This window comes from Brevibacillus borstelensis, from assembly GCF_037834415.1.
Lineage (GTDB): Bacteria > Bacillota > Bacilli > Brevibacillales > Brevibacillaceae > Brevibacillus > Brevibacillus borstelensis_A.
On record NZ_JAUMSJ010000038.1, the window covers coordinates 37,070 to 48,662 of the forward strand.

Genomic DNA, 11,593 nt, shown 5'->3' on the forward strand with positions numbered 1-11,593 from the left:
CCGAATCGTTTAACCAAATTATACCACAAACTCCAAAAAAAGCCCCCGAGATACCCCGAGGGCCGTTATATAGAAGCATCGGCTTTCTTTGCGGCGAATGTTGTGGCGTACATGTTTCGCATTTTCTACTGTGTTTATCGATTCTGTTTTACTGAGTAAGCAGTTCTGCTCTCTTGGTGATCACGTTATCCCAATCAATCAGATAAATTTTTACCCCGACGAGTTTAAGTTTATTATCGGCGGTCAGTTCATAAATATTCTCGGTAAACTCCCGCGTGTCTTCATTGAAAGTAATCGAGCCTTTCACCGGTTCGATTGGGCGGGAAAACACTTTCGTAATAGCAATTTTTACTTTATCAATTTGATACCCATTGATAAATGTCCCTTGGGAATTCGTTTCCAGCATATAAAACATGTTTGCATGAACCATGCGTGAGATTGGCGCTAAAGTCCCGCCGCTTTCCATCTTCGGAATATCCAGTTCTTTATCGTTGACGATATTCACCACTTTTTCGAATTTGGGACGCAGGGCGTACACAAAGTCCAAGGGGAAAGGGTAATTTTGCTGTCCTTGCATTCCTCCATACTGCGGTGCGCTAGCCGCCCGGTCAGCACTCTCGAAACGGACCGCAGGCGTACTGTTATCCCATGTTTGACCGATGCTAAACATATTCGCAATCGTGGCGGCCGGAACATAGACGTTGCCATTGTAAGTGAACGGCTCTGTCTTGGTCTGAATTTCTTTGCCGTTTACAATCAGCTTAATATTGGCAAAATTAACCCGAATCGCTTCCGTTGCCTTTTTTGCCAATACGCTATTGCTCCCGACCAGCATTCCACCAGTAAACAGCAGCGCTCCCGCGACACTTCCGATCATTACCTTTTTGGAAATATTCAACATGCTATCTCTCCTTTATGTAGTTACCTATAAAAGTATAACGCAGGAGACGGTAAAGTTGTTGCATGTAATCATGGATCTCTTCCATTTTGAGCGACGAAACATAGCCCCGTTTGAAACGAGATCGATTTTCAGTCTGGAATAAAAGATCGTAATTTTTCCTGACTTGGATGTCGTTACGTCACCGCTCCAGATGACCCGGTTTTGCGTTTTATGAAAGACACGAGTGATTTTCTCACGCCAATCCGGATTATCGTCGAACGTGATGTCAAAGACAAAGGCGACTTTCATCCCGCACGGCGTTCCATCAACGAATAAGAAGATTTTTGGCGCTCCGCTACCCTTCTCTATTTCGTTCACCGGCTTTTGGAAGGGTACTTGTTCATGTGCGCTCACCTTCATTCCCCCCGGGAAGGTCGTATGTTATAATGTTGGCAGCGAACGAAATGTATGGCTCCCTCCCCAGGGGGCTTTTCTTTTTCTGCCTCATCCCTCTTCTGCTACGTTTTAGTTGCGGAAGGAGGTGAGAACTATGGCCAAGCGTCTGTACTTTTTTGTAAGTCTCCATGACGCGCTGCGAATGTGCAAAGAACTTTCACAACTCGGCGTGAATCATTACCATGTGCTGCCACACGACATGGAAGTCGCTTTTGTTTTTGAGCGTGCATCAGACATGACGCAGCTCGTCTTGAGGCGTTTGTTTGGTACAGATGGTGTGTCGCAGCCAGACTAACCCAACGGCTGGTGCTTCCTCGAAAAGAGGAGCACCAGCTCCGTATTCTCTAGCGAAATATTGCGCCAATTCCTCACCGTTTTGTTTTTGTGTTATTCATTCTGCCGTTGTCATTACGATAAATACGGTCCCATTGCTTACGAAAGAGGCCCTTTCATTAAATCCCATTTTTTTATAAACGTTGATCGCTCTGCCATTAAGGGCTGCAACACTTAATCGCAAATGGTTTGGGTTAAATTGCTGTTTTGCAAAATCGATTCCAGCCTTTACAAATAAAAAACCATTCCCTTTCCCTGTCAAATCGGGTTTCATGCCGAGTCCGATATCTAATACGCCGTCGCCATGGTATAACTTTTGCTTTCGACCTTCAGGGACTTGAGCATTAAGCCCAAAACAGAAAAATCCCACAAGCTGGCTATCTTTATCTCGAACTGCATAGTAAGAGCCATCCAGGAGTTCCTGTATTGTTTCTGGACTTTCTTCCAAATCATAAAACGAATACTCCTCGGGATATTTCCAATTTGCTACTTCCTTTGCTTCTGTCATCGTCATCAAATGAATGTTCATATATTCTCTCTCCCTTGAATGATATCTTGAACCGGCTATGGTTCTTCACCGCAAATTCTGATATGTTATGTAGAGACCGAATTCCAGATTTTCACACTACAAAGCAATTGGAGGACCAAATAACATGACCCGTCATCTGTTTACGGATGCAATCCTGGAAACTGATCGATTGCGAATAAGACCTTACAAATTAGAAGATGTGAACGATCTGCACCGCGCAGTTTCAGGTCCAACATTTTACGATTATATCCCCGGCGAAACCACTCCTTCGTTAATGGAAGTTGAAAACATTATTAAATGGTCCATATCTTGCTGCCAGAAAAACACCATAGAGAAAATTTACAAGTTTAACCTTGGCATTACCCTCAAAGAAACGCAAGAATTTATTGGATTTTGCGGGTTAGGGCCCTATGATCTCGATCCGAAGCAAATCGAACTTTACTATGGCATTTCTGAAAAATTTACAGGTCAAGGTCTTGCAACAGAAGCGGCACGGGCTGTTTTACAATTTGGATTCGATGAACTTCAACTAGATGAAATTGTGACCACTGTTCATCCTCAGAACCTTGCTTCCAGAAGAATTTTAGAAAAAGTCGGCTTCCACTACAAATTGACACTGAAGAATCTTACCGAAAATGACAGAGCGTTTGAAGGCTACGATTATTATGCAATAACAAAAAAATCTTTTAAGCAACTGCTCAAGCTATGACTCTGAAACCGCCCCTAAACTCACCCAATCCATAAATTACGGATAAGAGGGAATCTTTTTGAAAATCGAGTCTGTTGTTGACTTCATTTTTTTCATCTTCTTATTATTCCTCACAGGTTTTATCGTTCTGAAGCCTCGCGCTTTTTGGTTTAACAAGGATCATGAGCCTTCAGAATTTCGTATCGATATGATTCGCATCGTTTTTGCCGTGTTGTTTTTCGTTTTTTTAATCGGGTTATTGCTCAATCGCTAACCACGATGTCCATTGTGACAGCGAGTCTGGTATCATTTTCAAAATATATAGGTGATAAAAATGAACACTAGATATGCCAATCAGAATGACGCAATCGAGATTTTTCGTATTGATGAGAAGGTCATCCATTCTCCGAGCAGATCCGACTACATATCGGAAATGATTACAAAGAATCGTTGCTTGGTAGCGGAGCAAAACTCTACGATCTCCGGCTTTTTAACGTTTGATACGAACTTTTTCGGGTATTGGTTTGTTTCTCTCGTTATCGTTGACCCTTCTTATCGCCACAAAGGGATTGCAACTGCTTTACTGAAACAAATAGAGAGACTCTGTCCTACCCCGAAGCTATTTACCTCAACCAACCAATCCAACTATGCGATGCATAAACTATGCGATCGTCTCGGTTTTGCAAAAACAGGTATGATTGAAAATCTTGACGAAGGAGATCCTGAGATCATTTACTTCAAACAAATCGATCGTCCAGCACGATAACGATTGTGCCTGCAACACAACAATATTGTCGGAAAAGCGAGGTGCTTCATAATGGAAATGGCAACAGTAAGTCTCTCCATCTTCTCCTTTACTCGTTCGGTATTAATCGTTTCTTACCAAAGAGAGATTTTTAAGCAAAATAAGAGGATGATCGAGCTGCTTGAAAAAATTTCAGAACGTTAAGGAAAGTGAACAATGTATAAGATCACCTTATTCATCATGGTACAATTTGGATGAGGTGGGGCGAAAATCTATTATTGATGAGGAGATTAACTTTGGAACTCACAATTTTGGGATTGTTACTTCTGATTGTTTTGCTTCTTCTCTTCCAAATTAACGAGCTTCAATCCCGCTTAAAAAGAACGGACTATCTTATTTCTGCAATAACGAAACACATCGGTTTGACTGAACACCCGGTTAATAGTGAGTTGCGTCTTCTCATTACGGAAGGTAAAAGAATTGAAGCTATAAAAAAGCAAGAGAAGTTTTGGGGATATCGCTAAAGGAAGCAAAGGAGTATGTTGATGCGTTATAGGGTTACATAACAAATGTCCCATACGCAGGAAAATCATGAGAGGTGCCTTCATGGAACTAGTATTATGTGATAAACATCAAAAAGAAATCTTATTGAACTTGTACCAACTTTATCTTCATGACCTTTCTGAATACAGCTCTTATATAGAGATTGGGAGCCATGGTCTTTTTGACTTTGGTAACAACCATTTATATTGGGAAAAGAAAGATAGCCTATATCCGTATCTCATCATTCATAATGGACTACCCGTTGGATTCATTTTGTTAGCTGGACAACCATATACCTTCCCTGATACAGACTATTCTCTTCAAGAAATTTTCCTGCTTCGCAACCACCGCAGAAAGGGGTTAGGTCGACAAGCAATACGCCAACTGTTTAACATCCACCCTGGGAAATACTATGTTTGCCAATTGGCAAAGAATAATCCGGCGCTATCGTTTTTCAGGAACTTGTATCGTGAATTTGATATTCCATACCGTGATGAAGTTGATCTATATGAGGGACAAGAGGTTGCAGTTCAAAAATTCCATTCCTCTCCTATGGATCCAAGGAATTAACTCCCTGCACAGTTACACTACCGAGCCTCTCGTCTAGCGTTTGCCCAATGCTTGGCGGGACACCCTCCAAACTCGAGGTACATCTAGACTCCGCGTTCCCCTATTTCAAAGCGGAATACATCATTTGGTTCCGCCGGGTCAAATGGATCCCAACCAGGCCCTACACTTGCTCGTTTCAAATCCGTTTCCGTCGCCAGGGTGCCCCCTACTCAGAATTTGGGTCTTCCCTTGCGAAAAGAAAAAGGCAACTCTACTATAGAAATAGAGTTGCTTACTTTTTTTATCTACTGTTGTTTTTCAAGGTCCCAATAACCTGATTTAGTAGTACCTGAATTGTCAGTAAATACTACATAGTACATATAAGAGGAATCTAAATTTACCGCAGTTTGACTAACTAATCCCGAACGTAGACACGTTCCTTTCTGTATGGATATAGTTCCTGGCTGACCCGATTTGGCAGCCCGTAGTTCGCAAGTAAAGTATCCAGAAGTACCTTCGGAATCTCCGGATTTCACTATGAGTCTATAGCTTCCACTCGAAGAAATTGTCTGATAATCTGAGATGTACAATTTGTCCCAACCATTAACATCCCATTTTGCATATGCAATTGTTGGGAAAGCAAGAGCAGCAACCATTGCAACAGTGTGAATAATTTAATCCGCCGAAAACGCCCAAAGTGTAAACTTGTCAACGCCGACTTTATTTTGACCCACCATCGCCGGTTTTAAATTGACCCTTCCATCAACGGATAAGAAGATTTTTACAACGGGCAAACAAAGCATAAATCAGTATGGAAATCTGTGTCCGTTCAGAGGGAAAGGCAGCCGCGCCTACAGCTCCCCGAGAAAAAACGCCTCTTCTCCAATGAGATAGGGGTCACTGTCTGGCAGGACGCGCAGTGAAACATACTCCAAACCAAACGGAAGGAGCACTTGGAACTGGAACTGGAAAAATTCAAAAGTCAATTCTTCAATGAAGCCGTTATGGAAAGGTAAATTTCCAAGATTTCTGATGTCTTTTGTTGGATCGATTCACTTGTTTATCACATCGTGTGTTTGTTAAGCTCGGTTCGTTTCTAACTCAGCCATAAAAATGATTAACTTTTGTTAGCAGACAGAATAGAAAACACAGCATATATTTAACTTGCCCATTGTAAGTTTTTACCTCCTTATCCGTTGGTGGAACGCCGTGTGCGATGAAAGTCGCCCGCACGGTGTAGGCTCGAACGAAGACCCTCCGATAGAAACGGGTATAAGTCGAGAATAGCGTTAAACCAATATTAGATTTGAAGGTGACTGGAGCTTCCCCATCAGCTGTTGTCCTTGGATTTAGTAAAGCTGAGGATGCGACTCGTGTCGTTTTGATGCAGTCAATTGACGGAGGAAATCACTGGTCGCCTACAAATGTGCATTTAGACAAGAACTCAACACTTGCGATGGTTTTTGGTTTATCACAAGGTACGACATACCATTTCCAGCTAATTGTTACAGGTGGTAGCAGAGCTGGTCAGTCAAACGTAACATCTGTTACCTTATAGCGGTAACCAATCATCGGCCCTCGGGAAAATCCGAGGGATTTTTTTATCGCTATGACTGACATCTCGCATCCCTTTCCAAAATTACCGTTACTGTAGTGCTTAGATTCTTTTTTTCTCTCAAATAAAGGACTACATGCTATACGCGTAAGAACTTTAATACATGGTATATCCACAACTTTCGATTAGGTATTTTGGGGGACATAGCCCACACGGGAGGTGTCGCAGGGAGATTGCGTTAGCAATCGACTGAGAATTTCTTTTCAAGGCTTTTTCAAAGTAGTAAACTTTACTGTGCCAATGTATTTCTGAACAAAATGTGGGCGCACTTCGATGCAGTTCTGATTACCGTTTGGAAACATTGGTCTTGCAGGAAGAAACTCGTTATATAACGAATCATATAAATTGTGCAGTGACCTTTCATGGTTTTTCCGACCATAATAGGATTGGGGCTGAAGCTACAGACCTCTGATATAACACTGGGGCACTCCACGTGTATTGGCACTGCACATATTTCAGCGTTTAACCCGTCAAAGGACGGGTTTCTTTATTTTCCAAAATATTTCTTGAAGCTCAGAAGGTTTTCTATCAGTTCTATCGTATATTGTTTTTAAAGGTCTATATAACGTAATGTTTACTCTTTATATAAAACTAGTAGTTGAAACCCTTATAACGTTTGGGGCTAACTTTCGTTAGACCTCTTGACTCAATATTGGGATTGATCACCTGGCGCTATAATCCTGACATGCTACATTGGGCGAATAAAGCTCTCACAGTAACTTGGATAGTCAGGTGTATTACATGCTGCTTTAGTAAAAGGAGAACTTATCCTATGAAGGAAACTCGACTAATGACCTTTAGTGTCAGCCAAACCGATGAACAACGGGAAGTTGTCAGGCTCTTTTATCCAATCTACGTTGGTGTTGATATTGGAGCAGATTTTCACGTGGCTACCTGCATTACTCCTGAACAGTTTCGTGATGGAAAATGGAAAAGGGCTAAAACAATGAAATTCGATGCCGACAGCTCTGGTATTTCTGATTTCTTGAACGCCCTGCAAGTTGTTCAAGAGCAGTTAGGATTAAAACCAATCGACTTTTTCGTTTTAATGGAACCGACAGGTGGTCACTATTCCTTTCTCCTTCAACAGGTATTATTAAACGCTGGTTACTCTCTTCACATGGTTGATAATGCCTCTGTTAAAAAATTCCGCGAAGAAACGCTAGGCATCCAAGAAAAATCCGATGCTATTGATGCTAGAACGATGGCTTATATGGGATGGCACAAGTCTCTACATCCGGATATGAAGTCTGTACGAATAGCCAGTCCCGCCTCGTTGTCACAGTCGATTTTTCGTACCCTCATTCGGGATCGTTGGTTGCTAACTACTACCTTGACACGGCGGAAAAATCAGGTTCAGCAATTATTTCGGATCACTCATCCTGATCTAAAAAGAGCGTTTAAAAAGCTTTCAAACCCTTCTGTATTACGCTTAGTATTGATGTATCCTACAGCATTGGATATGAAGGATTTGTCCGAAGATGAGATTCGGGAAGCCATTGTTGAAAGTGGAGCTAAGAATGTTGCAAAAAAGGCAGCAACCGAGTTAGTTAAGATCCTACCTAATACTGTCGCTCTTCCATTGGTTCATGTCGTTGATCGTCAAAGCTGGCTTATTCAAGAAGCCTTGCGGCTTCAAGAAAGTTTAGAGCGTATTGACGAGAATATACATGAACTATTGCATGGTAATGTCGCGAAAGGAACTACACCACACCCCTATACTCAGTTGCTTTTCACATTACCTGTCATGAGCGATGGGTGGGCATGTACCCTTATTGCAGTCATAGGTGATATTCAACGTTTTAGTACATATAAAGAATTTAAAAAGTATCTGGGTGTATCTGCCGAAAATAAACAGTCAGGCACTTCCGTCAAAGGAACTCGTCAAACATTTAGTGGCGTTCGGGATACGCGCAGAATTCTATTTCAAATGGCGTTAATACTTATTGCACAGAAAGCTGGCCCAAACGTCTTTGCCGCTTACTACGAGCGACTGGTAGAACGTCAAATGCCTAAGAGAAAAGCCATTGGGCATATGTGCGGCAAAGTTGCAAAGATTATCTACAGCGTTCTTAAAACAGGGTCACCCTACGATCCAAGAATGCACGCAGCAGCCTGCGGCATTTCTTGGTCTGATAGTTTTTCCGAAAAACCTAATAGCGTTGATACTGAATCCTTTGAGAAGGAAGCTAGACTCCTTGCCGGAATATCCGATCCAGACGATAACAACGTTGAAATTGATGAAGAGTAGTCCATAAATCCTGTGCTATTCTTCATCCCCTGTCAGTGCTTAAATTTCTTGAGATTGTGCTCTTTTTTCGAAAAAACATGTTTGTATGTCTTGAAAAATCCTTGCGGATTATTAGATAAGCTCTACGCTACATTTTGTTACATGCTTGACCTATTGCCAATCCCATTATTTAGGCCCTTTTATTCACCCTTACATGAGTCTAATTTTTATTCCCAGAATATAATGCTGTTGAGAACTAGAAAGGAGTGTAATAAAAATGGCTTATCCAGTCCAAGGCCCATCTTCACCGCCTCCTAGGAGGATCCCTCCAAGACCTACTGTTTCATATATTGTTGATTGTTTATATGCGTTCACTTTTGTTTGGCTCATCAATGGGGATAGGTTTTGGTTTTATCCAACCCGAGTAGAGTACGGAGAAATTTCGGGTTATAGATGGAATGGATTAAATTGGGTGTTTTATGGAATCGATCCCAGATTTATTGATGCAGTTGCATGCCCTCCAACTCCTACCCCTTATTAACTATCGAGTTTCCTCGCACTGTTGACAATCGCTGCCTTAAGACAAGACATACACGGCAAATGCCCAAAACTCGAAACACCGTTTTTTCGCCTCCTCATTACTTGGACTACACAGTTTGCAAAATCACTCGGCCAACAATTCCTATAGTAGTTTCTGTCCAGTGGGATGCCGATCGATTCGCGGCCGCGCCGGGCAATCCCAACTGCCCCCCGCGCGTCTGGTACAATTACCCTCCATCCTGCCGCACGCAGGGCGGTGCCGGGGATACTGCCGCACATATTCGTATGCTTCAGCGTAAGAGAGAGGCTGCAATTCCAACACCCCAAGCTCTCCTCCTTTACAAATCAATTGAAATGTTAAGCAGCCCCTTCGTTGGCCTTGTGTTCGGCTCTGATCGCCTTCCAATCGGATGACGTGATGATCTGCCCCGTAAGCCTCTGCCCGGTCTCTTCGCTGACCAACACAGGCACCTCATTATCGTAACCCACGTCTTCGTCAGCCAGATCAAGCATCTTTGCAGCCTTATCTGCGAACCAATCCGTCATGAATTGCTCATCTGCGGCTTGCTCTGGCCTGGCGTAACCAGACCCACCAAATCATCGCACTGCACTGTAAAAATTACTGTTCCTTGTACCAAAACCCGCTCAACTTTTACCTTCGACATGTCCCATTCCCCTCTCATTTATCAAATCGCGTGTTTGGTTAAGCTCGGCTCGCTTCAGACTCAGCCATAAAAATGATTAACTTTCGTTAGCAGACAGAATAGAAAACGCAGCATATATTTAACTTGCCCATTGTAAGTTTTTACCTCCTTATCCGTTGATGGAACGCCGTGTGCGATGAAAGTCGCCCGCACGGTGTAGGCTCGAACGAAACTCCTCAAAGAGAAGGGAATAAGTCGAGAATAGCAATCGAAAACCCGAGTCAGACAGTACACTCTCTTCGATCGCATTGCCGCTGGCTATATCGGTTTATGAACGTGATTTTTCTAATTCTTTTAGAGATCCGGATGGTGATCCTCTAACTTACGCCATTTCTGTACTCGACAGCAGTATTGTTGAAGTATCCATAGGCAGTTCAACTGGTATTGCTGGATTCAAACCATTAAAGCTAGGTGAAACTACTGTAACTATTACAGCAAGTGATGGAATAAGCGGTGCAGCAACGATACGTTTCGGTTTTAGAGTTACTGAATAGTTTCCATCAACAAACCCTTAGGGAGACCTAGGGGTCTTTTTTCACCAAATTACCGCTGAGTGAACTAAAAACGCCATGTCTGTTCTCGGTCGTCGTCATGTGAGTCATCAATTGTAGCTTGTTTTTCGTAGCGGTGATCCAAGCAGACGAACTTGTTGTACTCCTTCAAAAAGGCCAGCTCGGCTGTTCCAGTCGGCCCGTTTCGCTGCTTGAATATGATTACTTCCACGATGTTCTTGTTCTCCGTTTCCTTGTTGTAGTAGTCATCGCGGTATAGGAATGCTACCAGATCGGCTTCCTGTTCGATCTGTCCTGACTCGCGCGATCACTCATCACCGGGCGCTTGTCCTGCCGCTGCTCTACACCACGGCTTAGCGGCCATGCTCTTGAGCGTTCTGGCGATCTCGGATACTTCCTCCTGACGGCTGCGCCCATGTTTGTCCACCCCGATTTTGGTTAGGTAGTCGATGATCACAAGCCCAAGCCCTTCCTGGTGCTTTATGCCACGGCATCTTGATCGCATTTCCCCCCAAGGAAATCTTTGGTGTATCGTCTAAATGTTGGCCTTGGTTACATTACCGATGGCGTAAGTCAAATGCTGCCAGTCTCCTTCTTCAAGCCAACCAGACCGCAACTATGAACCCGATGTGTGGAGACTGTATTTTCTTGGTTGTATGCTTGGAGGCTTTAGACGTGGAGAACTGCTTGCCCTCGAATGGAAACATGTTGATTTTGATAACGCTACGTTTATCATTGAGCAAAGCATTCCGGAATTTGACGGCGACAAACCGATCATCACATCACCAAAAACTGAAGGGTCCGAACGTGTCGTTCTTATGCCAGCGTGGTACATGCAGGAGTTGGAAGTATATCAGAAAGAATGGCGTAAACGGAAAATGAAGCTCCGGGATAAGTGGCAGGACAGTTCATTTGTCTTTTGTAATGAAACAGGGGGACCGTACTACTATACAACGCCGACCGCAACCTGGAGAAAATTTCTTAGGGAAAATGGATTCGAACATATCCGATTGCATGATCTCCGTCATACCGCTGCAACTCTATTAATTGAGGCAGGCGTGGACTAAAAAGCCGTACAGGAACGTCTTGGGCATACAAAGTATCAAACAACAGCGGATTTTTATGCTCACGTAACCAAAAAAGTTTCTCGTGAGGCTGTTACCAAATTGGACAAGTTTGATCCCTGGAAACGTAGTTTGTAAATTTCGTCCCCAATTGCCGATTTCCCCCTTTTCCTCCCCCATTCAACCTAAAGAGACAAAAAGAAAA

Annotated in this window: 11 protein-coding genes and 1 pseudogene; 7 read left to right on the plus strand and 5 right to left on the minus strand. The window is 43.0% G+C overall.

What is annotated here, in order from left to right:
* Positions 1 to 148 precede the first annotated feature (148 nt).
* Complete coding sequence (locus Q3F21_RS22220) at positions 149 to 901, minus strand: stalk domain-containing protein (RefSeq protein ID WP_340257957.1); 753 nt, start codon at positions 899 to 901, stop codon at positions 149 to 151.
* Positions 902 to 925: 24 nt separating this feature from the next.
* A complete protein-coding gene (locus Q3F21_RS22225; RefSeq protein WP_340257959.1) occupies positions 926 to 1,294 on the minus strand; it encodes a hypothetical protein in 369 nt (122 codons plus the stop codon).
* 136 nt (positions 1,295 to 1,430) lie between these two features.
* Between Q3F21_RS22225 and Q3F21_RS22230 the strand changes: the two genes are divergently transcribed.
* On the plus strand, positions 1,431 to 1,631 hold the full coding sequence (locus Q3F21_RS22230) for a hypothetical protein (RefSeq protein ID WP_340257960.1): 201 nt from the start codon (positions 1,431 to 1,433) through the stop codon (positions 1,629 to 1,631).
* 96 nt (positions 1,632 to 1,727) lie between these two features.
* Here Q3F21_RS22230 and Q3F21_RS22235 read toward each other — a convergent pair whose 3' ends face one another.
* Positions 1,728 to 2,198, minus strand: a complete 471-nt coding sequence (locus tag Q3F21_RS22235) for a GNAT family N-acetyltransferase (protein ID WP_340257961.1) — start codon at positions 2,196 to 2,198, stop codon at positions 1,728 to 1,730.
* 124 nt (positions 2,199 to 2,322) lie between these two features.
* Here Q3F21_RS22235 and Q3F21_RS22240 point away from each other — a divergent pair, with 124 nt between their 5' ends.
* The 5 genes from Q3F21_RS22240 to Q3F21_RS22260 all read left to right on the plus strand — a co-directional run bounded on the left by Q3F21_RS22240 (position 2,323) and on the right by Q3F21_RS22260 (position 8,589).
* Positions 2,323 to 2,907 carry a GNAT family N-acetyltransferase gene (locus tag Q3F21_RS22240; RefSeq protein WP_340257963.1) on the plus strand — a complete coding sequence of 195 codons (585 nt, stop codon included), beginning with the start codon at positions 2,323 to 2,325 and terminating at the stop codon, positions 2,905 to 2,907.
* A gap of 313 nt (positions 2,908 to 3,220) precedes the next feature.
* Entirely contained in the window at positions 3,221 to 3,652 is a 432-nt protein-coding gene (locus Q3F21_RS22245) for a GNAT family N-acetyltransferase (RefSeq protein ID WP_340257965.1), read from the plus strand.
* A 275-nt stretch (positions 3,653 to 3,927) separates the two neighbouring features.
* Positions 3,928 to 4,155 carry a hypothetical protein gene (locus tag Q3F21_RS22250; RefSeq protein ID WP_340257967.1) on the plus strand — a complete coding sequence of 76 codons (228 nt, stop codon included), beginning with the start codon at positions 3,928 to 3,930 and terminating at the stop codon, positions 4,153 to 4,155.
* Between the two features lie 82 nt (positions 4,156 to 4,237).
* The gene (locus Q3F21_RS22255) at positions 4,238 to 4,744 is read left to right on the plus strand and encodes a GNAT family N-acetyltransferase (RefSeq protein WP_340257969.1); all 507 of its coding nucleotides are present in this window, start codon (positions 4,238 to 4,240) and stop codon (positions 4,742 to 4,744) included.
* Positions 4,745 to 7,110: 2,366 nt separating this feature from the next.
* Positions 7,111 to 8,589 carry an IS110 family transposase gene (locus tag Q3F21_RS22260; RefSeq protein WP_340257971.1) on the plus strand — a complete coding sequence of 493 codons (1,479 nt, stop codon included), beginning with the start codon at positions 7,111 to 7,113 and terminating at the stop codon, positions 8,587 to 8,589.
* 876 nt (positions 8,590 to 9,465) lie between these two features.
* On the opposite strand, the gene Q3F21_RS22265 is transcribed toward Q3F21_RS22260, so the two are convergent.
* Together Q3F21_RS22265 and Q3F21_RS22270 are read right to left on the minus strand one after the other, a co-directional pair.
* Positions 9,466 to 9,654 (minus strand): hypothetical protein, encoded by a 189-nt coding sequence (locus Q3F21_RS22265; RefSeq protein WP_340257973.1) that lies wholly within the window; start codon positions 9,652 to 9,654, stop codon positions 9,466 to 9,468.
* Between the two features lie 716 nt (positions 9,655 to 10,370).
* Positions 10,371 to 10,829 (minus strand): annotated as a pseudogene (locus tag Q3F21_RS22270) (DnaB-like helicase C-terminal domain-containing protein).
* 124 nt (positions 10,830 to 10,953) lie between these two features.
* Between Q3F21_RS22270 and Q3F21_RS22275 the strand changes: the two are divergent.
* Positions 10,954 to 11,391, plus strand: coding sequence for a site-specific integrase (locus Q3F21_RS22275; RefSeq protein ID WP_340257975.1), 438 nt, complete (start codon positions 10,954 to 10,956; stop codon positions 11,389 to 11,391).
* Positions 11,392 to 11,593: the final 202 nt, after the last annotated feature.

What these genes read in the sequence shown, in the direction of transcription:
- Q3F21_RS22260 (WP_340257971.1), top strand. Translation starts at nt 7,111, where the DNA reads ATGAAGGAAACTCGACTAATGACCTTTAGTGTCAGCCAAACCGATGAA.
- Q3F21_RS22240 (WP_340257963.1), top strand. Translation starts at nt 2,323, where the DNA reads ATGACCCGTCATCTGTTTACGGATGCAATCCTGGAAACTGATCGATTG.
- Q3F21_RS22220 (WP_340257957.1), bottom strand. Translation starts at nt 901, where the DNA reads ATGTTGAATATTTCCAAAAAGGTAATGATCGGAAGTGTCGCGGGAGCG.
- Q3F21_RS22230 (WP_340257960.1), top strand. Translation starts at nt 1,431, where the DNA reads ATGGCCAAGCGTCTGTACTTTTTTGTAAGTCTCCATGACGCGCTGCGA.
- Q3F21_RS22245 (WP_340257965.1), top strand. Translation starts at nt 3,221, where the DNA reads ATGAACACTAGATATGCCAATCAGAATGACGCAATCGAGATTTTTCGT.
- Q3F21_RS22235 (WP_340257961.1), bottom strand. Translation starts at nt 2,198, where the DNA reads ATGAACATTCATTTGATGACGATGACAGAAGCAAAGGAAGTAGCAAAT.
- Q3F21_RS22255 (WP_340257969.1), top strand. Translation starts at nt 4,238, where the DNA reads ATGGAACTAGTATTATGTGATAAACATCAAAAAGAAATCTTATTGAAC.
- Q3F21_RS22265 (WP_340257973.1), bottom strand. Translation starts at nt 9,654, where the DNA reads ATGACGGATTGGTTCGCAGATAAGGCTGCAAAGATGCTTGATCTGGCT.